Origin of the sequence: Bradyrhizobium sp. UFLA01-814, assembly GCF_046718885.1 — a bacterium.
Lineage (GTDB): Bacteria > Pseudomonadota > Alphaproteobacteria > Rhizobiales > Xanthobacteraceae > Bradyrhizobium > Bradyrhizobium elkanii.
Genome location: NZ_JAQOSR010000056.1, coordinates 22,578 through 46,286, shown reverse-complemented (window position 1 = coordinate 46,286; position 23,709 = coordinate 22,578). Strand labels below are relative to the sequence as shown.

26 protein-coding genes, 2 tRNA genes and 2 pseudogenes are annotated in these 23,709 nt (G+C 64.4%); 13 read left to right on the top strand and 17 right to left on the bottom strand.

Translation table 11 applies throughout. The annotated features are described in order from the left end of the window. From PMN64_RS18865 to PMN64_RS18830, 8 genes and pseudogenes are all read right to left on the bottom strand, one after another. Positions 1–348: pseudogene (locus tag PMN64_RS18865) on the bottom strand (NADH-quinone oxidoreductase subunit F); the annotation flags it as partial. A 19-nt stretch (positions 349–367) separates the two neighbouring features. Next, entirely contained in the window at positions 368–592 is a 225-nt protein-coding gene (locus PMN64_RS18860; protein ID WP_411781709.1) for a hypothetical protein, read from the bottom strand. Further along, the gene (gene nuoE, locus PMN64_RS18855; protein WP_411781708.1) at positions 592–1,203 is read right to left on the bottom strand and encodes an NADH-quinone oxidoreductase subunit NuoE; all 612 of its coding nucleotides are present in this window, start codon (positions 1,201–1,203) and stop codon (positions 592–594) included. Before nuoE ends, PMN64_RS18860 begins: the two co-directional genes overlap by 1 nt. 41 nt (positions 1,204–1,244) lie before the next feature. After that, positions 1,245–2,435, bottom strand: coding sequence for an NADH-quinone oxidoreductase subunit D (locus PMN64_RS18850; protein ID WP_028340132.1), 1,191 nt, complete (start codon positions 2,433–2,435; stop codon positions 1,245–1,247). 2 nt (positions 2,436–2,437) lie between these two features. After that, complete coding sequence (locus PMN64_RS18845; protein ID WP_411781707.1) at positions 2,438–3,055, bottom strand: NADH-quinone oxidoreductase subunit C; 618 nt, start codon at positions 3,053–3,055, stop codon at positions 2,438–2,440. A gap of 10 nt (positions 3,056–3,065) precedes the next feature. Then, a complete protein-coding gene (locus PMN64_RS18840; RefSeq protein WP_018271859.1) occupies positions 3,066–3,611 on the bottom strand; it encodes a NuoB/complex I 20 kDa subunit family protein in 546 nt (181 codons plus the stop codon). A gap of 50 nt (positions 3,612–3,661) precedes the next feature. Further along, complete coding sequence (locus PMN64_RS18835) at positions 3,662–4,027, bottom strand: NADH-quinone oxidoreductase subunit A (protein ID WP_018271860.1); 366 nt, start codon at positions 4,025–4,027, stop codon at positions 3,662–3,664. Between the two features lie 214 nt (positions 4,028–4,241). Beyond that, on the bottom strand, positions 4,242–4,757 hold the full coding sequence (locus PMN64_RS18830) for a MarR family winged helix-turn-helix transcriptional regulator (RefSeq protein ID WP_050384956.1): 516 nt from the start codon (positions 4,755–4,757) through the stop codon (positions 4,242–4,244). Between the two features lie 130 nt (positions 4,758–4,887). Here PMN64_RS18830 and PMN64_RS18825 point away from each other — a divergent pair, with 130 nt between their 5' ends. Both PMN64_RS18825 and PMN64_RS18820 read left to right on the top strand, forming a co-directional pair. Continuing rightward, on the top strand, positions 4,888–6,078 hold the full coding sequence (locus PMN64_RS18825; RefSeq protein ID WP_411781706.1) for a Rieske 2Fe-2S domain-containing protein: 1,191 nt from the start codon (positions 4,888–4,890) through the stop codon (positions 6,076–6,078). A gap of 48 nt (positions 6,079–6,126) precedes the next feature. Further along, positions 6,127–7,200 (top strand): annotated as a pseudogene (locus PMN64_RS18820) (spinster family MFS transporter); the annotation flags it as partial. 258 nt (positions 7,201–7,458) lie between these two features. Here PMN64_RS18820 and PMN64_RS18815 read toward each other — a convergent pair. Further along, positions 7,459–8,472 (bottom strand): TRAP transporter substrate-binding protein, encoded by a 1,014-nt coding sequence (locus tag PMN64_RS18815; RefSeq protein WP_411781705.1) that lies wholly within the window; start codon positions 8,470–8,472, stop codon positions 7,459–7,461. Between the two features lie 200 nt (positions 8,473–8,672). Here PMN64_RS18815 and PMN64_RS18810 point away from each other — a divergent pair, with 200 nt between their 5' ends. The 5 genes from PMN64_RS18810 (at position 8,673) to PMN64_RS18790 (ending at position 11,672) form a co-directional block, all read left to right on the top strand. Beyond that, complete coding sequence (locus PMN64_RS18810) at positions 8,673–8,876, top strand: hypothetical protein (protein ID WP_411781704.1); 204 nt, start codon at positions 8,673–8,675, stop codon at positions 8,874–8,876. A 184-nt stretch (positions 8,877–9,060) separates the two neighbouring features. After that, positions 9,061–9,705: a haloacid dehalogenase-like hydrolase gene (locus tag PMN64_RS18805; RefSeq protein ID WP_411781703.1), complete on the top strand. Its 645-nt coding sequence runs from the start codon at positions 9,061–9,063 to the stop codon at positions 9,703–9,705. Positions 9,706–9,803: 98 nt separating this feature from the next. After that, on the top strand, positions 9,804–10,004 hold the full coding sequence (locus PMN64_RS18800; protein WP_209945024.1) for a hypothetical protein: 201 nt from the start codon (positions 9,804–9,806) through the stop codon (positions 10,002–10,004). 14 nt (positions 10,005–10,018) lie between these two features. Next, positions 10,019–10,210 carry a hypothetical protein gene (locus PMN64_RS18795; protein WP_028340141.1) on the top strand — a complete coding sequence of 64 codons (192 nt, stop codon included), beginning with the start codon at positions 10,019–10,021 and terminating at the stop codon, positions 10,208–10,210. A 157-nt stretch (positions 10,211–10,367) separates the two neighbouring features. Further along, positions 10,368–11,672 carry a hypothetical protein gene (locus tag PMN64_RS18790; RefSeq protein ID WP_411781702.1) on the top strand — a complete coding sequence of 435 codons (1,305 nt, stop codon included), beginning with the start codon at positions 10,368–10,370 and terminating at the stop codon, positions 11,670–11,672. A 116-nt stretch (positions 11,673–11,788) separates the two neighbouring features. On the opposite strand, the gene PMN64_RS18785 is transcribed toward PMN64_RS18790, so the two are convergent. Further along, positions 11,789–11,865, bottom strand: a tRNA-Asp gene (locus tag PMN64_RS18785). 307 nt (positions 11,866–12,172) lie between these two features. Between PMN64_RS18785 and PMN64_RS18780 the strand changes: the two genes are divergently transcribed. After that, positions 12,173–12,496: an HU family DNA-binding protein gene (locus tag PMN64_RS18780; protein WP_259171327.1), complete on the top strand. Its 324-nt coding sequence runs from the start codon at positions 12,173–12,175 to the stop codon at positions 12,494–12,496. A gap of 166 nt (positions 12,497–12,662) precedes the next feature. After that, positions 12,663–13,919 (top strand): peptidase T, encoded by a 1,257-nt coding sequence (gene pepT / locus PMN64_RS18775; protein WP_411781701.1) that lies wholly within the window; start codon positions 12,663–12,665, stop codon positions 13,917–13,919. Here pepT and PMN64_RS18770 read toward each other — a convergent pair whose 3' ends face one another. The 3 genes from PMN64_RS18770 to PMN64_RS18760 form a co-directional block, all read right to left on the bottom strand. Beyond that, on the bottom strand, positions 13,920–14,771 hold the full coding sequence (locus PMN64_RS18770) for a class I SAM-dependent methyltransferase (protein WP_304495558.1): 852 nt from the start codon (positions 14,769–14,771) through the stop codon (positions 13,920–13,922). It lies immediately after the preceding gene. Between the two features lie 77 nt (positions 14,772–14,848). After that, positions 14,849–15,154: a YciI family protein gene (locus PMN64_RS18765; protein WP_304495559.1), complete on the bottom strand. Its 306-nt coding sequence runs from the start codon at positions 15,152–15,154 to the stop codon at positions 14,849–14,851. 22 nt (positions 15,155–15,176) lie between these two features. Continuing rightward, a complete protein-coding gene (locus PMN64_RS18760) occupies positions 15,177–15,458 on the bottom strand; it encodes a hypothetical protein (RefSeq protein WP_028340146.1) in 282 nt (93 codons plus the stop codon). Positions 15,459–15,702: 244 nt separating this feature from the next. On the opposite strand from PMN64_RS18760, the gene PMN64_RS18755 reads away from it, so the two are divergent. Further along, complete coding sequence (locus tag PMN64_RS18755; RefSeq protein WP_016847733.1) at positions 15,703–15,912, top strand: hypothetical protein; 210 nt, start codon at positions 15,703–15,705, stop codon at positions 15,910–15,912. 124 nt (positions 15,913–16,036) lie between these two features. On the opposite strand, the gene PMN64_RS18750 is transcribed toward PMN64_RS18755, so the two are convergent. Both PMN64_RS18750 and PMN64_RS18745 read right to left on the bottom strand, forming a co-directional pair. Then, positions 16,037–16,111 (bottom strand) — tRNA-Val (locus PMN64_RS18750). A gap of 64 nt (positions 16,112–16,175) precedes the next feature. Beyond that, a complete protein-coding gene (locus tag PMN64_RS18745; RefSeq protein WP_304495560.1) occupies positions 16,176–16,586 on the bottom strand; it encodes a GFA family protein in 411 nt (136 codons plus the stop codon). A gap of 202 nt (positions 16,587–16,788) precedes the next feature. Here PMN64_RS18745 and PMN64_RS18740 point away from each other — a divergent pair, with 202 nt between their 5' ends. The 3 genes from PMN64_RS18740 to PMN64_RS18730 all read left to right on the top strand — a co-directional run bounded on the left by PMN64_RS18740 (position 16,789) and on the right by PMN64_RS18730 (position 19,463). After that, positions 16,789–17,457, top strand: coding sequence for a GntR family transcriptional regulator (locus PMN64_RS18740; protein WP_028340149.1), 669 nt, complete (start codon positions 16,789–16,791; stop codon positions 17,455–17,457). Between the two features lies 1 nt (position 17,458). Beyond that, positions 17,459–18,670, top strand: a complete 1,212-nt coding sequence (locus tag PMN64_RS18735) for an MFS transporter (protein WP_304495561.1) — start codon at positions 17,459–17,461, stop codon at positions 18,668–18,670. Positions 18,671–18,803: 133 nt separating this feature from the next. After that, positions 18,804–19,463: a glutathione S-transferase family protein gene (locus tag PMN64_RS18730; protein WP_028340151.1), complete on the top strand. Its 660-nt coding sequence runs from the start codon at positions 18,804–18,806 to the stop codon at positions 19,461–19,463. Positions 19,464–19,529: 66 nt separating this feature from the next. Here the strand turns inward: PMN64_RS18730 and lon are convergent, their stop codons facing one another. Further along, positions 19,530–21,959, bottom strand: coding sequence for an endopeptidase La (lon, locus tag PMN64_RS18725; RefSeq protein ID WP_038385055.1), 2,430 nt, complete (start codon positions 21,957–21,959; stop codon positions 19,530–19,532). A gap of 322 nt (positions 21,960–22,281) precedes the next feature. Beyond that, positions 22,282–23,556 carry an ATP-dependent Clp protease ATP-binding subunit ClpX gene (gene clpX, locus PMN64_RS18720; protein ID WP_024583449.1) on the bottom strand — a complete coding sequence of 425 codons (1,275 nt, stop codon included), beginning with the start codon at positions 23,554–23,556 and terminating at the stop codon, positions 22,282–22,284. Positions 23,557–23,709 lie beyond the last annotated feature (153 nt).

Genomic DNA, 23,709 nt, shown 5'->3' with positions numbered 1-23,709 from the left:
CGCGAAGCTCGCGAGCAAGCAGCCCTCGACCAAAAGGTGCGGGTCATGCCGCATGATCTCGCGGTCCTTGCAGGTGCCCGGCTCCGACTCGTCGGCGTTGACGACGAGGTAGCTCGGACGGCCGTCCTTGGATTCCTTCGGCATAAAGGACCACTTCATGCCGGTCGGGAAGCCGGCGCCGCCGCGGCCGCGCAGGCCCGACGCCTTCATCTCGTTGATGATCCAGTCGCGTCCCTTGTCGATGATCCCTTTAGTGCCATCCCAGGCGCCTCTGCGGCGCGCGCCCTCGAGGCCCCAATCATGCAGGCCGTAGAGGTTCTTGAAGATGCGGTCCTTGTCGTCGAGCATGCTCAAAACTTTCCGAACATCACCGATTGGCTTGCGAATAAGCGAGCCCGGCGGCGCAGCCGCCGAACACGATGGCCCACAACAGGCTGGATTCCAGCGTGGCGCTCAGGCCGTAGCGTTGCAGCAGGAACATGAAGCCCGCCGCGACAACGGTATGCAGGGCGATCGTGCGCCAGGCCTTCATCGCAGCGCCCCTCCCTGCCTTGTTTTCCTGCCCGTTTGCCAGCACCTGAAAGCCCGTCATCAGGTGGTTTCCTTCAACGTCGTCGGCCCGCCCGCGGGCGCCGAGAACTGACGGTCGATCTGCGGACCCGGCTTCGGCGGATTGCCGGCGGCAAAGCCGTCGAGCACCTTGCCGAAGCTTTCCTTGGTCAGGTCCTCATAGGTGTCCTTCCAGATCAGCACCATCGGCGCGTTCACGCAGGCCCCTAAGCACTCGACCTCTTCCCAGGAGAAGTTGCCGTCCTTCGACAGCTGGAAGGGATCGTGATGGATGCGATGTTGGCAGACCTCGATCAGGTCGGCGGCGCCGCGCAGCCGGCACGGCGTGGTGCCGCACACCTGCACATGGGCCTTCTTGCCGACCGGCGAGAGCTGGAACATGGTGTAGAAGGTCGCGATCTCCAGCATGCGGATATGCGGCATCTCGAGCAGGTCGGCGACGGCGCGGATCGCCGCTTCCGAGACCCAGCCGTCGTGCTGCTCCTGCACGCGCCACAGGATCGCGATCGAAGCCGAAGCCTGCCGGCCCGGCGGATATTTCTCGATCTGCTTCTTGGCCCAGGCGAGATTCTCGTCCGTGAACGTGAAGCTCGCGGGCTGCAATTCCTTCGGGGCAAGGCGGCGGACGGACATCGATCAAACTCTCATTGCGCGCGGTGCGGATGCGAACATCGTCACCGGTCGACCTCGCCGAACACGATGTCCAGCGAGCCCAGGATGGCGGAAACGTCGGCCAGCAGATGGCCCCTGCAGATGTGATCCATCGCCTGCAGATGGGCGAAGCCCGGCGCGCGGATCTTGCACTTGTAGGGCTTGTTGGTGCCGTCGGCGACGAGGTAGACGCCGAACTCGCCCTTCGGCGCCTCGACCGCGGCGTAGACTTCGCCGGCCGGCACGTGCACGCCTTCGGTGTACAGCTTGAAATGATGGATCAGCGCTTCCATCGAGCGCTTCATCTCACCACGGCGCGGCGGCGCGATCTTGTTGTCCTCGACCACGACCGGGCCCTGCCCGTCGGGTGCTTTAAGCTTCTGGATGCACTGCTTCATGATGCGCACCGACTGGCGCATCTCTTCCATGCGGATCAGATAGCGGTCGTAGCAGTCGCCGTTCTTGCCGATCGGAATATCGAAATCCATCTCGGCGTAGCACTCATAGGGCTGCGACTTGCGCAGGTCCCAGGCCGCGCCCGAGCCGCGCACCATCACGCCGGAGAAGCCCCACTCCCAGGCTTCCTTCAGCGGCACCACGCCGATATCGACGTTGCGCTGCTTGAAGATGCGGTTGCCGGTGAGCAGCCGATCGAGGTCGTCGACCACCTTGAGGAACGGATCGCACCACGTCTCGATGTCGTCGATCAGCTTCGGCGGCAGGTCCTGATGCACGCCGCCGACGCGGAAGAACGCCGCGTGCATGCGCGAGCCCGAGGCGCGCTCATAGAACACCATCAGCTTCTCGCGCTCTTCGAAGCCCCACAGCGGCGGGGTCAGCGCGCCGACGTCCATCGCCTGCGTGGTGACGTTGAGCAGGTGCGAGAGAATGCGGCCAATCTCGCAATAGAGCACGCGGATCAGCTGGCCGCGGCGCGGCACCGTGATGCCGAGCAGCTTTTCGGCCGCGAGGCAGAACGCATGCTCCTGGTTCATCGGCGCGACGTAGTCGAGCCGGTCGAAATACGGAATTGCCTGCAGATAGGTCTTGTGTTCGATCAGCTTCTCGGTGCCGCGGTGAAGCAGGCCGATATGCGGATCGACGCGCTCGACGACTTCGCCATCGAGCTCCAGCACGAGGCGCAGCACGCCGTGCGCCGCCGGATGCTGCGGTCCAAAGTTGATGGTGAAATTGCGAAGATTCTGTTCGTTCATGATCAGGCCTTCGGTTCCGCCTTCGCCTTTTCGTCACCCGGCAAGGGGTAGTCAGCCCCCTCCCACGGAGACAGGAAATCGAACTTGCGGAATTCCTGGTTGAGCCGGACCGGCTCATACAGCACTCGCTTCTCCTGGTCGTCGTAGCGGACCTCGACGAAGCCGGTGAGCGGGAAATCCTTGCGCAGCGGATGGCCGTCGAAGCCGTAATCCGTCAGCAGGCGGCGCATGTCCGGATGACCGGTGAAGATCACGCCATACAGGTCGTAGGTCTCGCGCTCGAACCAGTCGGCGCCGGGGAAGACGCCGATGATCGACGGCACCTGCGTGGTCTCGTCGGCCTGGCCGCGCAAACGGATGCGCGCGTTCAGCGTCGGCGACAGCAGATGGTAGACAACGTCGAAGCGCTTCTCGCGGCTCGGATAGTCGACTGCGGTCACGTCGGTGACGTTGACGAAGCGGCAGCCGGGATCGTCACGCAGAAAACGTGCGACCTCCACGATTCTGCCAATCTCGACGTCGATAGTGAGTTGATTGAACGCGACCGAGTGCGCCGTGGCCGCGCCCGGAAGCGCGCTCACGATCGTCTGCCCAAGGGCGTCGAGCTTGCCGTCGTCCATACCTGAAACCTTAGCGTTCAATGGTGCCGATACGGCGGATCTTCTTCTGCAGCAGCAGCACGCCGTAGAGCAACGCTTCCGCCGTGGGCGGACAGCCCGGCACGTAGATGTCGATCGGCACGATGCGATCGCAGCCACGCACCACCGAATAGGAGTAGTGATAGTAGCCGCCGCCATTGGCGCAGGAGCCCATCGAGATGACGTAGCGCGGCTCCGGCATCTGGTCGTAGACCTTGCGCAGCGCGGGCGCCATCTTGTTGGTCAGGGTGCCCGCAACGATCATCACGTCGGACTGCCGCGGCGAGGCGCGCGGTGCGAAGCCGAAGCGTTCGACGTCATAGCGCGGCATCGAGACCTGCATCATCTCGACCGCACAGCAGGCGAGACCGAAGGTCATCCACATCAGGGAGCCGGTGCGCGCCCAGGTGATGAGGTCATCGGCCGCGGCGACGAAGAAGCCCTTGTCGGACAGCTCGTGATTGACCTCGAGGAAAAACGGATCATTGGCGCCGACCGGCTTGCCGGTCGACGGATCAAGAATCCCCTTCGGAGCCATGGCGATCTCAGATTTGGCAATCGCCGGCTGGGAGGTTGCGGCGGTGGGGCTCAATCCCATTCGAGCGCGCCTTTCTTCCATTCATACGCAAACCCGACCGTCAGCACGGCCAGGAACACCATCATCGACCAGAACCCGGTGGCGCCGAGCTTTCCGAACGCCACGGCCCAGGGGAACAGGAACGCCACTTCGAGGTCGAAGATGATGAAGAGGATCGCCACCAGATAGAAGCGGACGTCGAACTTCATGCGGGCGTCGTCAAAAGCGTTGAATCCGCATTCATAGGCGGACAGCTTTTCCGGGTCCGGCGATTGGAACGCGACCAGGAACGGCGCGATCAGGAGCGCCAGACCGATCAGGCTCGCAACTCCGATAAAGACCACAAGTGGGAGATAATTCTGCAGGATGCCGGTCATCGGCGAGGCCTTCTTGCTGCGGTTTCGGACGTGCCGCAGATTCGTTGATTGGAATTGTTCTTGAGGCTTTAGCGCAGCGCAACAGGGGGCGCAAGACAAGCTATTTTGACGCTTTTACCGTCCTTCCCGCGGGCTCTTGGCCTCATCAGGCGGATGCGCTTGCCTCCATGGGCAACGCCGCGACGGCCATCCCGTGCCCTGCGCTCTTCCCATATCAGCCCAGCCCCCGTTCGGCAGCGAGCATCTCGGCGGCGGTCAGGGTGAGCCGATCGATGTGTCCGAGCAGCAGCTCGAGATCCCCCGGCGCAAGCTGTTCCAGCAGACGCCGGTTTCGCTCCTGCGCGCCGGCCACGATGGCATCATGGGCGGCCAAGCCGGCCTTGGTAAGAGAGACCAAAGTCTCCCGGTTGTCGCGCGGATTGGCCGCCTTCGCCACCAGCTTGCGCGCCACGAGTTCGGCGAGCGCCCGGCTGATCTGCCCCTTGTCCATGCCGACGGCCTCGGCGAGCCGCACCACACTCATCGGCGGCCGCCGGCCGAGCGAGGCGACCAGGCCGAACTCGACCGACGACAGGCCGGTCAGGCGCTTGTAGCGCAGCATCGCGCCGCGCCTGAGCAAGTTCGCCAGCACCATCAGCCGCGACGACATCATCGCGGTGATCGGCGCCAGTTCGGAATCGACAACGGCCTCCGGCGGCAAGGCCCTCTCAGTCCTGAGCTTCTCGGTCATCACCAACCTCTGCCAACAAAGCCGCGCGCTGCCAAGCTCAACGAGATCGTTGACAATGTCATCGATCTATCGTTGACTTGGTCAACGATAGAACAGCCGCCGGCGCCAGACCAGCGGCGGGGAGGACAACATGACGATCACCCAGCGGGACCGCGATCTCGGCACGGCCTATGCGATGAAGCCGTCCAGCACCCGGACCGAGCTCACCTCGGTCGGCCGCGGCACGCCGATGGGCGAGCTGCTGCGCCGGTATTGGCACCCGGTCGGCCTCACCGGTGACGCCACCGATATCCCCAGAAAAGTCCGCGCGCTTGGCGAAGACCTGATCCTGTTCCGCGACCGGCATGGCCGGGTCGGCCTGCTGCATGCGCGCTGCTGCCACCGCGGCACCACACTCTATTACGGCAAGGTCGAGGAAGACGGCCTCCGCTGCTGCTATCACGGCTGGAAGTTCGACACCGAGGGCCGCTGCCTCGAACAACCCTGCGAGCCCGACGGCGGCCTGTTCAAGGACAAGGTGCGCCAGCCCTGGTATCCGGTGCAGGAACGCTACGGCCTGATCTTCGCCTATCTGGGGCCGGCCGAGAAACGGCCGATGCTGCCGCGCTACGAGTGCCTGGAGAACATGGACGACGGCGAGTTCGTCGAGGCCGATGATTCCTCGATCGGCGGCGGCGGCCCTGCCGTGATCCCCTGCAACTGGCTGCAGCATTTCGAGAACGTCGCCGACCCCTATCATGTGCCGGTGCTGCACGGCTCGTTCTCAGGGCCGCAGTTCACCAACATGATGGCCTCGATGCCCGAGGTGAAGTTCGAGATGTCGCCGCGCGGCGTCGCGGTGCGTTCGATCCGCAGGCAGCACGACGGCAAGGTGTTCTACCGCGTCACCGAGGCCGCCCTCCCCACACTCCGCGTCGTGCCCAATCCGCGCGTCGCTCAGTTCGCGCGCGTCGAATCGATCGGCTGGACCCTGCCGATCGACGACACCTCGTTTCGCATCTACGTCGCCGGCCGGGTCAAGAACGCGGGCGATATCGGGCGAATGCGCTCGAAGTTCAACGGCAAGTTCTGGTGGGACATGACCGAGGCCGAGCACCAGCAATTCCCCGGCGACTATGAGGCCCAGGTCGGCCAAGGAGCGGTGACGATCCATTCGGAAGAGCATTTCGGCCAGAGCGACCGCGGCATCCTGATGATCCGCCGGATGCTCTCTGACCAGCTCGAGGCCATGGCCGCCGGCCGCGACCCGATCGGGGTGTCGTTCGACGCCGACACGAGGCCGGTCGAATTCGAGGCAGGGAATTACATCCGCGAGGCGTAAGGCCCGCGCGCAAGCAACAACAATAAAGAAGATCCGGGGGAGGAAGTCATGGTCGATGTCGCACCGCAAGCGGCCGCGCCAACCCAAGCTGCGGCCGCGCCCTCGGCGCGCCGCTACTACGTCCTCGCCTTGCTCACGATCATCTACGCCCTCAACTTCCTCGACCGCACCATCTTCAACGTGCTGATCGAACCGATCAAGAAGGAGTTCACGCTCAGCGACACCACGATGGGCCTGCTCGCCGGGTTCGGTTTCGTGCTGTTCTATTCGCTGCTCGGCATTCCGATCGCGCGGATGGCCGATCGTCTCAACCGCCGCAACATCGTCGCGATCGCCTTCGCGTTCTGGAGCGCGATGACCTATCTCTGCGGCCTCGCCTCCAGCGTCACGACGCTGGCATTGGCCCGGGTCGGCGTCGGTATCGGGGAGTCAGCGGGAACGCCGGCCTCGCAATCGATGATCGCCGATCTCTTCGACAAGAACGAACGACCGCGCGCGCTCGGCATCTACGCGATCGGCACCTATCTCGGCGTCTTCCTCGGCTATTTCATCGGCGGCTATGTCAACCAGCACTATGGCTGGCGGATGGCGTTCTTCACCGCGGGCCTGCCCGGCATCGCGCTCGCCGCCGTGCTGTGGCTGACGATCGCCGAACCGAAGCGCGGCGCAATGGCCGAGACCTTCAAGGCCGAGCCGATCGGGCCGACATTCCGCTTCCTGGTATCGCAGCCGAGCTTCGTCATCGTGCTGATCGGCTTTTGTCTGACGACCTACACCAACTACGCCACCGCGGTGTGGATCCCGCCGTTCCTGGCGCGCATCCATCACCTCTCCAGCGCCGAGATCGGCACCTATGCCGGCACCTTCAAGGGTCTCGCCGGCATGGCGGGCACGCTGGTCGGTGGCCTCGTGGTGGCGCAGATCGGCCGTCGCGACGACCGCTGGAAGCTGTGGGCGCCCGCGATCATGTCCGGCCTCGCCGGCCCGGTGTTCGCGCTGTGCATGCTCACGCAAAGCTTCACGCTGATGGTCGCGACGCTGGCGCTGACCTCGTTCATGGTCGGCCTCCATCTCGGCCCGATCTTCGCGATCGCGCAGACGGTGGCAAAACCCAGCATGCGCGCGCTGGCCTCGGCGATCGTGCTGCTGACCGCGACTTGCTTCGGCCAGGGCGTCGGCCCCCTCGCCGTCGGCATGATCAACGACGCGCTGAAGGGCACCTACGGCGTCGATGCGGTTCGCTACTCGCTGCTGTCGGCCGCGCTCACGACGACGCTCGGTGCCCTGCTGTTCGTGTGGGCGGCGCGCGATCCGCGCCGACATCGCGCGCGCGAGCTAGCACCCGTCTCAGCCGAGCCTGCGCGTGATGTCAGGCGGCGCTCACGTCAGCTTCCCGGTATACTTCTCCAGCGCCGCCCAGGCGTCCGCGCCGTAGGTCTTCTGCCACTGCGTGTAGAAGCCGGCCTTCACCAATGCGGCCCTGAACTGCACGGGATCGGGCTTGTTGAACGTCATGCCCTTCTCGGTCAGCTCGGCCTGCAGCGAGCGGTCCATTTCGACCAGATCGGCGCGCTCCTTCACCGCCGCGGCGTCGAACGCGGCATTGATGAGCTCGAGCAGATCGGGCGGCAGGCCCGCCATCGTGCGGCGGTTGCCGAGGATCCAGTAGCCGCTCCAGCAATGGTTCGAGAGCGCGCAGAATTTCTGCACCTCGTAGAGCTTTCCGGTGGAGACCTGCGCCAGCGGATTCTCCTGCCCTTCGACGATGTGGGTCTGCAGCGCCGAATAGAGCTCGCTGTAGGAGATGCTCGACGGCAATGCGCCGAGCCCTGAGAACAGCGACGTCAGCAATGCCGTCACCGGCACGCGGATCTTGAAACCCTTGAGATCGTCGACGCTGTTGAGCTGCCGGCTCGACGACGAGGTGATCTGGCGGAAGCCGTTGTCCCAGACCTTCTTCAGCGGCACGACGCCGGTCTTCGTGATCGCCTCGCGCACGAGGTCGCCGACGCCGCCGTCCATCGCCGCCCAGACCTGGTCGTAGGACTGGAAGGCGAAACCGATGCTGGGCAGCCCCGACAGCGGCACCAGCGTCGACAGCGTCATGCTGGGCGCCGCCAACAGCTCGATCCCGCCGGCCCGGACCTGCGACAGCATCTCCGGATCGCCGCCGAGCTGGCTGTTGGCGAACACCGTGATGTGGACCCGGCCGGACGACTGCGCGCCGACCGCCTTGGCGGCCTCAGTCAGGCGCATTGTTAGCGGATGGGTTTCCGGAGTGTTGACGCCGAGCTTGAGATCGAACTCGGCGGCGGCAAGGGCCGGCTTACCAAACATCGTGGCGGCAACTGCAGCAGAACCGGTTCCCAGCACCCGGCGTCGGGTCATTCTCATTGTTATCATTATTGTTTTTCTCCCAAGCGCATGTCCACGCTCGCGGCCAGTTTTAGCCGGCCGCCAGTGTGACGCAAGGCACGGTGAAACCAATCCGCCCGTGGCACGAAACCATTTCCCGGAACTCACGAAACGATCCGGAAACAGATGGGGCCTACCAGTACCTGCCATAGACGGCGCACAGAGGCCCGGAGGCGACCATGAACCACTCGATCCATTCAGCTGACCGCGCGACCCATCTCAAGATTGTGGTGGTTGCCCTTGTTGCGGCGATCGGGATTGCGGCGCTCGGCATCTCGGCCCGGAACAACGCGGATTTCACCCAGACCGCCCAGTCCACGCAGGTCGTCAAGGCCGGCAAACCGGTGGCGATCACCTCCTCGGGCACCTCGACGGTCCGCTAAGACGCGTTCAGGCTTCGGCAGACAAAACGGTCGCCCTCGGGCGGCCTTTTTTGTTGGTCCTCGAGCTCGGACCAGGAGTGTGTGGCCTTTGCGAGCAAGTTCGGCTACGGCGATTGCAGGACCATCGAGACCGGGGCGCGCGCGATCGACGTGTGCAAGGTCGCAACCCGGCTGAGCGCCGCAAATGACTGAGCCTCGCCTCGACGGCGACGACATTGCGAAGCCGCAGGATGCTTCCCGCACCGACGGGGCGCCCCCGTTGCTCGGCCTCCCGGCATCGCTGCCGCTGGTGCTCGACCTCGACGGCACGCTGATCACGGGCGACCTGCTCTATCTGAGCTTCTTCTCGATCCTGCGCCGCAATCCGCTGATCGCCGTGTCTTGCGCCGTTTGGCTGACGCGCGGCCGCGCGGCGCTGAAACGCCGGCTCGCACAGCGCCAGCACATCGACTGGAGCCGGATCGAACTGCACCAGGACGTCGTCGCATTGGCCGAGCGCGAGAACGCGGCCGGCCGCCGCATCGTGCTGGCAACCGCGGCCGACGCGCTGCTCGCACAGAAGCTGGCGTCGCGTCTGCCCTGGATCGACCAGGTGCTCGCCTCCGACGGCGAACATAATCTCAAGGGCGCGAACAAGGCCGACCTGTTGCGGAAGACATTTCCCGGGGGCTTCATCTACGCCGGCGACAGCGCCTCCGACCTCGCGGTCTGGGCCCACGCTGCCGGCATCATCACCGTCAATGCCCGCGATGCCGTGCGCGCCGCCGCGGCCGGGCTCGGCAGGCCGACGCTGCATCTGCAGGGCCGCGCGGCCGCAGCGAAGTCTTAATCGCGTCCTAACGCGGTCGCTCGATTGCAATCCGCTCCGCGACCCCAGTCTTAAAAGTTGTTCGGTTAAGGTCGGCGTCAACAGAGGCGCAGGCCACAATGAATTTGCAGCAGCAAGTAATTTCAACCGGATTCAAGATCATCTGCACGGATTGCGGCAGCCTGGCGATCAAGGTCGCCGATCCGGCGCACGCATCCGGCGACACCATCATCGAATGCCGCCGCTGCAACGCGGTGCGCGGCACGGTGGCGGACCTGCACAACCTGGCGCGGCACGGCCGCGACCTGTTCGAATTCTAACCGCGGCCCCGTCGATGCTGTCAGACCCGAAGGCAACCGTGCAGAGCGACGTTCCCTTGGACACGGTCTGGTCGATCCTCGAGGCCGCCAACGAATTGGGCGACACCCACACGGTTGACGCCTGCCGCCGCGTGATCGACGCCAATCTGCGCGGCGATGCGCCGGGACAATCCGACCTCAACGCGGTCGCCGCATTCTTTGCCTGATCAAGACAACGTGTTGCCGTTCTGTGAATTCAATAAGGCGTCGCGGTGACGAATCGCCAAGCAGAAACATAACAACACAGACCGAGATATTGCTTTACTTGCTTCGTCCAGGGCCGACCGGCTAGCTGCCCGGCAGCTTTCGGATTCGGACGGACCGATGACATTGACGCGCGATGACCTGGTTGTCGGGGTCACGATCCCCGGGTTCTTCGTCCTCAGCGTCGTCTCGATGATCGCCTGCGGGCACGCATTCCCGGCGATGCATGTCTGGCGATCCGGCATCACCGCGCAGGCCGTCCTCGGCACCGCCATCATGGTCGCGTTCGTCCCGGCGTTCGTCGCGACACGGTTCAGCTTCGGTTATCTGGTGGGCTTCTCGCTGCTGTCAGCCGTGTTCGGCTTCGTCTGGCTCAGCTTCTTCAGCGCATTCGACTATCCGCACGCCATCGCCCGCTGGGCCATGATCGCCGCGCTGGCCGCCGCGATGATCCCTCTGATGCTGCAGAACATCCCGGTTTGGCGGCCCGATTTGTCCGAAACGGCCGTCAAGCGCATCGCGGTTCTGCTGTTGGCGTCGTGCTTCGCCGTGCTGGTCGGCGACATCTCCTACGGGGCCAATCTTGGCAATCCCTATGGCGCAGCCCGCACCGCCGTCGTGCGGCCGGCGCTAATGAACTATCTCACCGGGATCATGATCGGCGCAGTCCTGCCCTATCTGTTCGCGCATTTCGCATCCCGCAGGCGATGGATTCCGGCGGCCGGTGTGCTGCTGCTTGCGCTTTGCTTCTATCCCGTCGTCAACAACAAGACCGTGCTGCTGCTGCCGATCTGGCTGCCGTTTCTGTTCTGGCTGTACGGCCGGTTCGAGCCGCGGCTGGCCACGGTGCTCGCATTTCTGATCCCGATGCTCATCGGCCTTTTGGCTTTCGTCATTCTCGTCGCCGACAAGAATTACATCGTGTTCAGCGCCATCAATCTGCGCTTCGTCGCGATCCCGTCGCTCGCCCTCGATCAATACGCCGACTTCTTCGCGCACCGCGAGCTCACCCGGTTCTGCCAGATCACCGTCGTGCGATACATGACCGCCTGCCCGTACGGCGAACTCGGCCCGACCCTTGGAGCGATCTATCAGGACGGCAATTTCAACGCGTCGTTCCTCGCCACCGAGGGCATCGCGTCGGTCGGTCTTGCGCTCGCCCCGCTGTCGGCGCTTGTCTGCGGCCTGATCCTGTCGGTGGGATCGATGGTCTCAAAGCACCTGTCGCCGCGCTTCATCGCGGTTTCGTCCGGCATCGCAGTTCAGGCGATCATGAACGTGCCGCTCACGACAGGCCTGCTGTCGAACGGCATAGCGCTGCTGTTCCTGCTGTGGTGGCTGACGCCCGAACAGCGGACGGCATTATCCGTCAGGCCCGAGCAGGCCGCTCAACCGGTCGGCGCCGTCGGCCTCGCGGCGTCCTGAGCTGTCGTGACAGTCGCCAAGTGCAGTGAACAGGGAGAGCAACCAACTCGTTACGGCACCGGCCCTGAGGGTCCGATGGTTCCGGGCCAAACACGCTGCTAAGTCATTGAAATGAATGGCGCGAGAGACGGGACTCGAACCCGCGGCCTCCGCCGTGACAGGGCGGCGCTCTAACCAACTGAGCTACTCCCGCGGATGCCGATCATCGGATTGATCCGCGCAGGACCGAGGGCATAAAGGCCCGCATCCGGTTAGTCAAGGACGTTGCGGATCCCTGCACAGCGTCGGCATTTTCGCGGCGCCGGCGCGAGTTGTCGCCTGTTTTCAGGGGAAACGGCGTAGTCAGCGAAGCCCCGAATCAAATAAGGCCTGATACGTCTGGGTTTCCTGTGGCCGGCCCGGCGCTGCCCGTTCCCGGAACCGGCGGTTTTCAGGACTTGTCCGGACGCACTTTCCCGACGCGAACGGCGCGCCATTCGCGTGAAAGCAGCAATCCAGCCATTCAGCAACGAGGAGGGCCAGACATGGCGAAGAAAGCAGCGACACCGGCGACGATCACGCTGAAGCATTTGGCGGCGGCCATCGCCGAAGAGCAGGAGCTGTCCAAGAAGCAGGCCGAGGCGATCCTGACCGACATGGTCACAAGGATCACCAAGCACCTCAAGAAGGGCGAGCGCATCAGGATCGTCGGCCTCGGCATCCTGCAGGTCCGCAAGCGCGCCGCCCGCATGGGCCGCAACCCGGCGACCGGCGAACAGATCCACATCAAGGCAAGCAAGAAGGTCGCCTTCCGCGCCGCCAAGGAGCTGAAGGAAGCCGTCTAGCGCCTTCTCTCTCCGTTAAGGCAAAGCGCCATTCCGGCTCGTGACGCGGCCCCGGAGTGGCGCTTTTCTGTTATTGTCCTTCGAAACTCGCCTTGACGCGGTTTGCTCGCGCGAACCAACTTCGCCAAAGCGCATTGTTCCTTTTCCCTGTTTTTGCGCGGTTTTCATGCTGGCTCCGGCTCTCGACTTCAAGCACACCGTCACCGAGCGCTTCCTGCGCTATGTCGTGATCGATACCCAGTCCGATCCGGATTCACCGACCTGCCCCTCCACCGAGAAGCAGAAGAATCTCGGGCGCCTGCTGGTCGCCGAGCTGCAGGCGATGGGAGTATCCGACGCGCATCTTGATCCGCACGGATACGTCTATGCGACGATCCCGGCCAACACCGACAAGACGGTGCCGGTGATCTGCTTCTGCTCGCACATGGACACCTCCCCCGACTGCACCGGCAAGAACGTCAAGCCGCAGGTCGTGAAGAACTATCGTGGCGGCGACATCGTGCTTCCCGCCGATGCCTCGCAGGTGATCCGCCCCGCCGAGCACGAAGCGCTGGCCGACCAGATCGGCAACGACATCATCACCACCGACGGCACCACCCTGCTCGGCGCCGACAACAAGGCGGGCCTTGCCGAGATCATGGATGCCGCGGATTTCCTGGTCACCAATCCGCAGGTCAAGCACGGCACCATCAAGATCCTGTTCACGCCGGACGAGGAAATCGGCCGCGGCGTCGACAAGGTCGACATCAAGAAGCTGGGGGCCGATTTCGGCTACACCATGGACGGCGAGACCGCCGGCCATATCGAGGACGAGACCTTCTCGGCCGACGGCGCCAGCATCATCATCGAAGGCGTCGCGACCCATCCGGGATTCGCCAAGGGCAAAATGGAGCACGCGATCAAGATCGCCGCCGCGATCGTCGATCGCCTGCCCAAGGACACCTGCTCGCCCGAGACCACCGAGGGCAAGGAAGGCTTCCTGCATCCGGTCGCGATCTCGGGCGCGCTGGAGAACGCGCGGATCGACTTCATCGTGCGCGATTTCACCGAGGCCGGCCTGAAGCAGAAGGAAGCGCTGCTGGAAGACATCGTGAACGATGTCATGAAGGCCTATCCGCGCTCGACCTACCGCATGGAGGTCAAGCAGCAGTACCGTAACATGAAGGATGTGATCGATCGCCACCCGCAGATCGTGGCCTATGCGATCGAGGCGATCGAGCGCGCCGGCCTCACGCCGGTGAAGACCTCGATCCGCGGCGGCACCGATGGCTCGCGGCTGTCCTTCATGGGCCTGCCCTGCCCGAACATCTTCGCCGGCGAGCACGCGTTCCATTCGCGGCTCGAATGGGTCAGCCGGCAGGACATGGAAAAAGCCGTGCAGACCATCGTGCACCTGGCGATGATCTGGGAAGAGAAGGCCTGATCAGGCCCGCGCCGTCACGATCCAGATCGCGCCGGGCAGCAGCACCGCATCGCCCTTGACGAACGGCGCCAGCGCCTCGCGCATCGAGGCGATCGCCGCAGCGCGCACCTCATCGGTGTGCCCTTCCAGCGCGCGGCTGGCAGGCCCGATCTCGAGCGCGCCCTGGATCGCGGCATCGATGCCGCGCCCGGTCGCGACATCGAGCTCAATCCGGCACGGCTCCATGGCAATGCCGGAGAAGCCGGCTTCGCCCAGGATCCGCTTCACCCTCGCCTCGGAGGCGAACGCGAAAGGGCCGGGATCCTCGGGCCCGAGCGGCGGCAGTTTCGGCACGTGCTTGTAGACGGCAGCAAGCGGCGTCATGAAGAACGGATTTTCGCGCGGCTCCTGCCAGCAGGCGAAGGCGAGACGGCCCGTCGGCTTCATCGCCTTGTGCAGATTGGCGAACGACACCACGGGATCGGCAAAGAACATCACGCCAAAGCGCGAGGCCAACAGATCAAAGCTCTCGCCGACAAAGGGATAGACGGTCGCATCGGCCAGCGCGAACTCGACCGGCAAACCCTGCGGCGCGCTCTGCCGCGCCCGCGTCAGCATCGGCTCCGAGACATCGACGCCGAGCACGTGACCAGCGGGCGCGACCTTGGCCGCCAGCGCGAAGCTCGAGGCGCCGCTGCCACAGCCGACATCAACGACGCGTTCGCCGGCTTTCGGCGCGGCGCGATCGATCAGGAGGTCGAGCACCGGTTGCAGCACGATGTCCTGCGCGGCCTGCCGTGTGGCCCAGCGCTGACCGCCCGGCCCGTTCCAGTACGCGATCTGATCGGCGTTTTGCGGGTGGCTTGCGTTCATGCGATCCAAACCTTCTCAGGAAGCTTCTGTCGTCTCATGTTTGGGGAAAACCGCTTCGCACTTTTCCGGATCATGCCCTAGCAGCTCTCGCCCGTCGCGGCGCGCAGCATCGGCATCACCTGATAGGTGAATCCGGCATTAGCCTTGGTGACGGGATCGTTGGCGATGATCTCCTGCGGATCGGCGTCGTCGGGCAGTTGCAGCACGCCGAGGCCCCAGACGCCGGCGGGATCGGCGACCGGCCCGAACACCAGCGCCTTGCCGGCTTGCAGCAGTTCGCCGCAATAGGCGACGTGCGCCTGCATGATGGCGGCTTCCTGCGGCGTCATGTCCTGCGGAAAGGTCGGGCGCGGTCCTGTCAATTTGCAGACGTAGTATTTCATCGACCCGATCCGCGCTCGGAGATTATTTGGCGGCTGCGCTCGTGGGCTTGGCCGGCTTCGGCTTCGCGGCATTCGCCTTGGGCGCGCCCTGCCCGTCGCTGCGCGCAATGCCCCAGGGATCGGTCGGCTTCTGATCCGGCACACCGCTGAGCGCACGCTGATAGGCACGCTGCTGCCGCGCCTCGTTGGCCACATCGGCCGGCGACTTCTCGACCTCTTCGCGATAGCGCTGAACGTGATCCGACTGCGCGAATGCGGGTCCGGCAATCATGGTGAGAAGAAAAATCGCGGCGAGTTTGCGCATACATCGAGTTCCCGGTTAGGCGGACAGAATAGCATCGTGGCAGCGTCGGCATCAAACCTGAGCGCGTGACTTTCGGCACCTTTCGCTCGATCGGCCATCGAACGACACTTGCCACGCCAGCGCGGAGCAAGCGCGGTCCCGGCCACCCCATCCACGCCACGGTCGGGATCGCGCCCTCTCCACGCGTTCACCGAGAGCCGTGCAATGGACTTGCTCCGTAGGGCTCATCAACCCAGAGGCCGCTTTGCAGCTCGTGAAACACCGCGCCACCGTCATCCTGCGCGAGCATGTGCAAGCGGAGGCGGAGCTGGTCGGACGAGCCGCGGTTCTCACCGATGGAACCGCGGGCACCGTCGAGGGCGTGTTTCTGGACGAATCTCATGGGTTGCGCATCTCGATCAAGGGCCACATCGGGAAATGGCCGATCGCGACCATCAGGATGCTGCAACCGTAGGGCTGGATCCAGCGCCTTTACCTCAACGGGCAAGCGCCGATGCAATCTCCCAATCATCGGGAGAAGCATGCCCGCTCATCCGGTCGGCTGGGCCGCTCGAAAGGCTGCGCCTGAGGGTCGCGAATGGTGGGCGGTGAGAGGATCGAACTCCCGACCAATGGTGTGTAAAACCAGTGCTCTACCGCTGAGCTAACCGCCCTTGCCAGCGCGCCTCTTTAGCCTCGCCAGCCCTCAGGGCGCAAGGTCGCAAACGCCTCAATCCGTCAGCTCCAATCCTTGGGGCGCGCCAGCAATTCCTTGAGATCATTGATCCATGGCGCGGCGGAGCGGCACCAGACCTGACGTCGCGGGGTCAACTGGCCGCGCTGGCGAATGCTGCCCCAGCGGATGCCCCAGTCGTCGGGCCCGCCGTCCTCGCCGCTCGTGAACAGCGGCGAACCGCAATCGCCGCAAAAGTGCTGGAAGCGAATCCCGCCATTGTCGCCCCGTTTGCCGTAGAGCTTCGGCACACCTGCGGTGAGCCGGACCTGTTCGGCGCTACAGATCACCGTGACGCGATAGGGCGAGCCGGTCAGCGCCTGGCAGTCCGTGCAATGGCAAATCGAGACCCGTTCGGGGTCGATCTCGGCCTGATAGGTGATAGCCCCGCAATGGCATTGCCCGTCGATACGCATGTGGCGCGCTCCAATTCCGTCCAACAAAGCAGCCGCCGTGGGCGCGGTTCCATCGTCCAGGGCTCCGGCCTCGGCCCGCCGTCTCCTTTGGCGGAGCAACGCTGGTATCCCGTACTCGCCTTGTTTGGGATACCAAATCGGGATACGAAACTCGCCAGACCGAGATTCCGCTCCCGCCAAGCGGCGGCCAAAGGACGGCGCCATGTCGCAGATGCTTCAGATCCATGACCAGCTCCGGGAGATGATCCTGTCCCTCGACCTGGGCCCTGGCGAGCGGCTGACCGAGCGCTGGCTGGAGAGCCGGTTCGAGGGATCGCGCACGCCGATCCGTGCGGCGCTGGTCCGGCTCGAAGGCGAAGAGCTGGTGCGTCGCGACGGCCGCAACTGGATCGTCGCACCGATCGACCTCGGTGAGCTGGAGGCGCTGGCCGAGTTCCGGATTCCCCTGGAGACCACGGCGGTGCGCCTCGCCTGCGCGCGGGCGAGCGCGGCCGATATCGCCGGCGTCGAGGAAATGCTGGACGCCTGCCAGTCCGGCGCACCGCGCGAAGAATGGCACCGGGTCGGCACCGATTTCCATGTCGAGATCGCGCGGCTCTCCGGCAATCCCTTCATCGTCAAGGCGATCGCCGGCGCCATGACCCGGCTGTCGCGGGCGCGCTGGCTGGAAGTGTGGACCGAGCCGTCGCGCGAGCAGGCCTGGCGCGAGCACCGGCGCATCCTCGGCTTCATCAAGGCCAACGATCCGGAGGCCGCCGCGCGCGAGGCCGCCGACCACATCACCGATACCCGCGATCGCCTGCTGCGTTCGCTCAACGAGGATCGCCGCGGCCTGCGGGCGCGCGGCTTCGCCGTGATCGGGCTGCGCTGACATGAACATCGAAGTCGATCGCGAAGCCCTGCTCGACGCGGGCCCCTGGAAACGCAATTTGATCGTCTGCGTGTTCGGCTCCTTCACGACAATCGTGGGGATGACGCTGCTGCTGCCGTTCCTGCCGCTCTATGTCGAGCAGCTCGGCGTGACCGATCACGCCGCGATCGTGCAATGGTCGGGCGTCGCCTATGGCGCAACCTTTTTCAGCGCGGCGCTGACGGCCCCCCTGTGGGGACGACTCGCCGATCGCTACGGCCGCAAGCTGATGCTGATCCGCGCCAGCCTCGGCATGGCGATCGCCATGTCGCTGATCGGCATGGCGCACAATGTCTACGAGCTGGTCGGCCTGCGGCTGCTGACCGGCCTACTCGGCGGCTACGCGTCGGGTTCGACCGTGCTGGTCGCGGCGCAGACGCCGAAGGCGCGGTCCGGCTGGGCAATCGGCGTGCTGTCGGCCGGCATCATGGCCGGCAGCCTGGTCGGCCCCTTGATCGGCGGCGTGCTGCCGGGGCTGATCGGCATCCGCGCGACCTTCTTCCTGATCGGCGGCGTCATCTTCTTCACCTTCCTCGGCACGACGTTCCTGATCCGAGAGGAAGCACGCCCGAAGACCACGAAAGGCGGCAAGGCGCGTGGCGGCTGGTCGCTGGTCCCGGACAAGCGCCCTGTCGTCGCGATGTGGGGAACGGGCCTGCTGCTGATGGTCGCCAACATGTCGATCGAGCCGATCATCACGGTCTATGTCGCGCAACTCGTCAAGACACCGCAGGTGACGTTCGTTGCCGGCCTCGTGATGTCGGCGGCGGCCTTCGGCAGCCTGTTGTCGTCCTCGCATCTCGGCAAGCTGGCCGATCGGGTCGGCCACTGGCGGATCATCACCATCTGCCTTGCTGTCTCGGCGCTGCTGTTGATCCCGCAGGCCTTCGTGGTCAGCGGCTGGCAGTTGATCCTGCTCCGCTTCCTGATGGGGCTCGCGCTCGGCGGCCTGCTGCCCTGCATCGCGAGCGTGATCCGGCACAACGTGCCCGATGCGGTCACCGGCAGCATGCTCGGCTATTCGATCTCGGCGCAATATGCCGGCCAGGTGATCGGCCCGCTCGCAGGCGGCTTCATCGGCGGCCATATCGGCATGCCCGCGGTGTTCCTCGGCACCAGCGTGCTGATGGCACTCGGCGCGATCGGCAATTTCATCGTCGAGAGGAAAGACTAGTTCCGGCGCCGGCGTACCCACGTCGGCAACTCGATCGTTCCGTACCGCAACGACGAAAAAGCCCGTCGGGGTGTCGGAACGCGCGCCATTCGTTCGTCCTTTTGCCTGTGAAGCCAGCAAATGGAGATACCCAATGGCCGACCTGACGCTGACCACCTTCGATTGGGTTCCGGAGATGCCGCGGGGATTTGTGCGCGACCTCCGGGTGCGCTGGGCATTGGAAGAGGCGCGCTTGCCGTATCGCGTTGCGAGCGTGCCATTTCGCGATCGGAGCGCCGAGCACTTCGCGCACCAGCCGTTCGGCCAAGTGCCGTGGCTGACCGACGGCGACATCTCGATCTTCGAGAGCGGCGCGATCCTGCTGCATCTCGGCGAGCGCAGCGACGCGCTGCTGCCGACCGATCCGCGCCAGCGCAACGAGGCTTTGAAATGGCTGTTCGCCGCGCTCAACTCGGTCGAGATGGCGAGCCTGCCCTGGTCGCTCCTGGTATTCTCGGGCGAGAGCGGCGGCACGTCGGCATGGACACGCTTCGACGGCTTCCTGCAATCCCGGCTCAGGCACATGGAGCCGGTGCTGACGGGCCGCAAATGGTTGGCCGGGCCGTTCTCCGTCGCCGACGTTCTCATGGCGGATGTGCTGCGCCTGGTCGACCGCTTCGACGGACTGGCGGAATATCCCGCGTGTCGCGACTACGTCGCGCGCGCCACGGCCCGGCCGGCTTTCGCAAAAGCGCATGCCGATCAGATGGCGCACTTTGCCGCCGCGGACAGAGCCGCAGCCTTCCCGACCTGATCGCGAACAGCGAAAGCAAAAACGGCGCCCGAAGGCGCCGTTTTCTTAACTTCGATTGGAGCTCGCTCAGTGCGCCGTCAGGCCGCCGGAGGCCTCGTCCGAAGCGTCGGGCTTGACGTCGACCTTGCTGGTCTCCTCTTCCCAGACGATCGGCGCCGGCACGCGGGTCAGCGCCTTGGCAACGACCTCATCCAGCCGCGAGACCGGAATGATCTCCATGCCGCCCTTGATCGCATCGGAAATCTCCGTGAGATCCTTGGCGTTGTCCTCCGGGATCAGCACCGTCTTGATGCCCCCGCGGGCGGCAGCCAGAAGCTTCTCCTTCAGACCGCCGATCGGCAGCACGCGACCACGCAGCGTGATCTCGCCGGTCATCGCGACATCGTGGCGGACCGGAATGCCGGTCATAACCGAGATGATCGCGGTGGCCATCGCCACACCGGCGGACGGACCGTCCTTCGGCGTCGCGCCCTCCGGCACGTGAACGTGGATGTCGCGGCGGTCGAACATCGGCGGTTCGATGCCGTAGACGATCGCACGCGAGCGGACGTAAGACGCCGCCGCCGAAATCGACTCCTTCATCACGTCGCGCAGATTGCCCGTGACGGTCATCTTGCCCTTGCCGGGCATCATGACGCCTTCAATGGTCAACAGCTCGCCGCCGACATCGGTCCACGCCAGACCGGTGACGATACCGACCTGATCCTCGTCGTCGATCTCGCCGAAGCGATACTTCGGAACGCCGAGGAACTCTTCGATGTTCGCCTCGGTGACCTTCACCGACTTCTTCTTGGAGATCATCAGCTCCTTCACCGCCTTGCGGGCGAGTGTGGAGAGCTCACGCTCCAGGTTACGCACGCCCGCTTCGCGGGTGTAGCGGCGGATCATCAAGAGCAAGGCCGCGTCGTCGATCGACCATTCCTTGGAGTCCAGACCGTGCTTGGAGAGCGCGCTCGGGATCAGATGCTTGCGCGCGATCTCGACCTTCTCGTTCTCCGTGTAGCCGGCGATCCGGATGATCTCCATGCGGTCCATCAGCGGGCCGGGAATATTCAGCGTATTCGCGGTCGTGATGAACATCACGTTGGACAGGTCGTAGTCGACCTCCAGGTAGTGGTCGTTGAAGGTCGAGTTCTGCTCGGGGTCCAGGACCTCAAGCAGCGCCGACGACGGATCGCCGCGGAAATCGGCGCCCATCTTGTCGATCTCGTCCAGCAGGAACAGCGGGTTCGAGGTCTTCGCCTTGCGCATCGACTGGATGATCTTGCCGGGCATCGAGCCGATATAGGTGCGGCGGTGACCGCGGATCTCGGCCTCGTCACGCACGCCGCCGAGCGACACGCGCACGAATTCGCGCCCCGTCGCCTTCGCGATCGACTTGCCAAGCGAGGTCTTACCGACGCCGGGAGGCCCGACCAGGCACAGGATCGGTCCGGTCAGCTTGTTGGCGCGCGACTGCACCGCGAGATACTCGACGATACGGTCCTTGACCTTCTCGAGCCCGTAGTGATCGGAGTCCAGCACCGCCTGCGCGGCCTCGAGGTCCTTCTTGACCTTGGACTTCTTGCCCCACGGGATCGACAGCAGCCAATCCAGATAGTTGCGCACGACGGTCGCTTCCGCGGACATCGGCGACATCTGGCGCAGCTTCTTCAGCTCGTGCTGGGCCTTCTCGCGCGCTTCCTTGGACAGCTTGGTCTTGGAGATCTTCTCCTCCAGATCGGCCAGCTCGTCGCGACCTTCGTCGTCGCCGAGCTCCTTCTGGATCGCCTTCATCTGCTCGTTCAGGTAATACTCGCGCTGGGTCTTCTCCATCTGGCGCTTGACGCGCGAGCGGATGCGCTTCTCGACCTGCAACACCGAGATCTCGCTCTCCATCAGGCCCAGCACCTTCTCCAGGCGCTGCGTGACGGACAACGTCTCCAGGATCGCTTGCCGATCGGCAATCTTGACCGCGAGATGCGAGGCAACGGTATCGCCGAGCTTGGCGAAATCGGTGATCGCCTGAACCACGCCGACGACTTCGGCGGAGATCTTCTTGTTCAGCTTCACATAGCTTTCGAAGTCGGACACGACCGACCGCGCCAGCGCCTCGGCTTCGACCGAGTTGGCGTCCGTGTCGGCGAGTGCGACCGCGGTCGCCTCGTAATATTCGCTGCGGTCGGAATACTTCTCGACGCGCGCGCGCTCGAGGCCCTCGACCAGCACCTTCACGGTGCCGTCGGGCAGTTTCAGGAGCTGCAGGACGCTGGCGAGCGTACCGGTCTCGTAAATTGAATCGGGTGCCGGATCGTCATCGGACGCGTTCTTCTGCGTCGCGAGCATGATCAGCGCGTCGTTCTTCATCACCTCTTCGAGCGCGCGGATCGATTTCTCGCGGCCGACGAACAGCGGCACGATCATGTGCGGGAAGACGACGATGTCGCGGAGCGGCAGCACCGGATAGGAGTGGCTTTCGCCGTGGACGATCGTTGGCCGGGGTTTTGAGGTCGTCATGGCCTAATCCTTTTGTTGTGCCCCCTTGCACGCAGTCCGCCTGCTTGCGCAACCGCCACAAGGTGCCTTGGTGATCCGGAATGAGAGTGCCGTCAGCAGCCGCTTATTCCGCATCGTGAAGCGACGAATCTCAACGCATGAGATCCCTCACCGATAGCATTAGGTGGCTATCAGGCGGGGGGGTGTCAAGTCTCAGAAGTGTCGGGAAATATAGGCTAAACAGGCATTTGCTGCTACGCCGCAAGGGCGCCGCTGCTGCGCCACCGAGGCCGCCGGAGCGTCCGGCAGCCGTGCATTTTTGGCGGGTCGAGACGAGCGCCGTTTAGGCGCTCGCGCTGCTCTCGACGGCGCGGTCGGAACGATCCGCGTAGATGTAGAGCGGACGCGCCGTTCCCTCGACGACCTCGCGCGAGATCACGACTTCCTCGACGCCTTCCAGGCCCGGGAGATCGAACATGGTTTCGAGCAGGATGCTCTCCAGGATCGACCGCAGGCCGCGCGCGCCGGTCTTGCGCTCGATCGCCTTGCGGGCGACCGCGCCAAGCGCCTCGTCGGCGAAGGTCAGCTCGATGTTCTCCATCTCGAACAGCCGCTGGTACTGCTTCACCAGCGCGTTCTTCGGATCGGTCAGGATCTTCTTCAGCGAGGCCTCGTCGAGGTCCTCCAGCGTCGCAACGACGGGCAGACGGCCGACGAATTCCGGGATCAGGCCGTACTTCAGCAGGTCTTCCGGCTCGACGTGACGGAAGATCTCGCCGGTGCGGCGGTCCTCCGGCGCGAGCACCTGCGCCGCGAAGCCGATCGAGGTCGAGCGGCCCCGCGCGGAGATGATCTTCTCGAGACCCGAGAACGCACCGCCGCAGATGAACAGGATGTTGGTGGTATCCACCTGCAGGAATTCCTGCTGCGGATGCTTGCGGCCGCCCTGCGGCGGGACCGAGGCCACCGTGCCTTCCATGATCTTCAGCAGCGCCTGCTGGACGCCCTCGCCCGACACATCGCGGGTGATCGAGGGATTGTCCGACTTGCGGCTGATCTTGTCGATTTCGTCGATATAGACGATGCCGCGCTGCGCACGCTCGACGTTGTAATCGGCGGCCTGCAGCAGCTTCAGGATGATGTTCTCGACGTCTTCGCCGACATAGCCGGCTTCGGTCAGCGTCGTCGCATCAGCCATGGTGAAGGGCACGTCGAGGATGCGGGCCAGCGTCTGCGCGAGCAGCGTCTTGCCCGAACCGGTCGGACCGATCAGCAGGATGTTCGACTTCGCCAGCTCGACGTCGTTGTGCTTGGTCTGATGGTTGAGCCGCTTGTAGTGGTTGTGGACGGCGACCGACAGCACCTTCTTCGCATGGCTCTGGCCGATCACGTAGTCGTCCAGGACCTTGCAGATTTCCTTCGGCGTCGGGATGCCGTCGCGCGACTTCACCAGCGAGGACTTGTTCTCCTCGCGAATGATGTCCATGCACAGTTCGACACACTCGTCGCAAATGAAGACAGTCGGTCCGGCAATCAGCTTGCGAACTTCATGCTGGCTCTTGCCGCAGAACGAGCAATATAGCGTGTTCTTGGCGTCGCTCGTGCCGACCTTACTCATTCATTATCTCCGTCCGCCGTTCGATCTTGTTTGCCAGATCGACCCAATCCGGCACAAAACCGGGGTCTTGGGTAGATAGAGCAAATTCCGTACCAAAAAAGACCCTACGCAATACTGACCGTGTGGATCACGGTTTATTCGAATCTCCGCGAT

Bases quoted from the DNA above. Each gene is read 5' to 3' on its own strand.
- PMN64_RS18730 (WP_028340151.1), top strand. From the start codon at position 18,804: ATGGCCGACCTGACGCTGACCACCTTCGATTGGGTTCCGGAGATGCCG.
- PMN64_RS18825 (WP_411781706.1), top strand. From the start codon at position 4,888: ATGACGATCACCCAGCGGGACCGCGATCTCGGCACGGCCTATGCGATG.
- clpX (WP_024583449.1), bottom strand. From the start codon at position 23,556: ATGAGTAAGGTCGGCACGAGCGACGCCAAGAACACGCTATATTGCTCG.
- PMN64_RS18760 (WP_028340146.1), bottom strand. From the start codon at position 15,458: ATGCGCAAACTCGCCGCGATTTTTCTTCTCACCATGATTGCCGGACCC.
- PMN64_RS18830 (WP_050384956.1), bottom strand. From the start codon at position 4,757: ATGACCGAGAAGCTCAGGACTGAGAGGGCCTTGCCGCCGGAGGCCGTT.
- PMN64_RS18770 (WP_304495558.1), bottom strand. From the start codon at position 14,771: ATGAACGCAAGCCACCCGCAAAACGCCGATCAGATCGCGTACTGGAAC.
- PMN64_RS18740 (WP_028340149.1), top strand. From the start codon at position 16,789: ATGTCGCAGATGCTTCAGATCCATGACCAGCTCCGGGAGATGATCCTG.
- PMN64_RS18795 (WP_028340141.1), top strand. From the start codon at position 10,019: ATGCTGTCAGACCCGAAGGCAACCGTGCAGAGCGACGTTCCCTTGGAC.
- PMN64_RS18815 (WP_411781705.1), bottom strand. From the start codon at position 8,472: ATGAGAATGACCCGACGCCGGGTGCTGGGAACCGGTTCTGCTGCAGTT.
- PMN64_RS18860 (WP_411781709.1), bottom strand. From the start codon at position 592: ATGACGGGCTTTCAGGTGCTGGCAAACGGGCAGGAAAACAAGGCAGGG.
- PMN64_RS18835 (WP_018271860.1), bottom strand. From the start codon at position 4,027: ATGACCGGCATCCTGCAGAATTATCTCCCACTTGTGGTCTTTATCGGA.
- PMN64_RS18735 (WP_304495561.1), top strand. From the start codon at position 17,459: ATGAACATCGAAGTCGATCGCGAAGCCCTGCTCGACGCGGGCCCCTGG.
- PMN64_RS18765 (WP_304495559.1), bottom strand. From the start codon at position 15,154: ATGAAATACTACGTCTGCAAATTGACAGGACCGCGCCCGACCTTTCCG.
- PMN64_RS18790 (WP_411781702.1), top strand. From the start codon at position 10,368: ATGACATTGACGCGCGATGACCTGGTTGTCGGGGTCACGATCCCCGGG.
- PMN64_RS18805 (WP_411781703.1), top strand. From the start codon at position 9,061: ATGACTGAGCCTCGCCTCGACGGCGACGACATTGCGAAGCCGCAGGAT.
- PMN64_RS18840 (WP_018271859.1), bottom strand. From the start codon at position 3,611: ATGGCTCCGAAGGGGATTCTTGATCCGTCGACCGGCAAGCCGGTCGGC.
- PMN64_RS18800 (WP_209945024.1), top strand. From the start codon at position 9,804: ATGAATTTGCAGCAGCAAGTAATTTCAACCGGATTCAAGATCATCTGC.
- pepT (WP_411781701.1), top strand. From the start codon at position 12,663: ATGCTGGCTCCGGCTCTCGACTTCAAGCACACCGTCACCGAGCGCTTC.
- PMN64_RS18810 (WP_411781704.1), top strand. From the start codon at position 8,673: ATGAACCACTCGATCCATTCAGCTGACCGCGCGACCCATCTCAAGATT.
- lon (WP_038385055.1), bottom strand. From the start codon at position 21,959: ATGACGACCTCAAAACCCCGGCCAACGATCGTCCACGGCGAAAGCCAC.
- PMN64_RS18845 (WP_411781707.1), bottom strand. From the start codon at position 3,055: ATGGACGACGGCAAGCTCGACGCCCTTGGGCAGACGATCGTGAGCGCG.
- PMN64_RS18745 (WP_304495560.1), bottom strand. From the start codon at position 16,586: ATGCGTATCGACGGGCAATGCCATTGCGGGGCTATCACCTATCAGGCC.
- nuoE (WP_411781708.1), bottom strand. From the start codon at position 1,203: ATGTCCGTCCGCCGCCTTGCCCCGAAGGAATTGCAGCCCGCGAGCTTC.
- PMN64_RS18850 (WP_028340132.1), bottom strand. From the start codon at position 2,435: ATGAACGAACAGAATCTTCGCAATTTCACCATCAACTTTGGACCGCAG.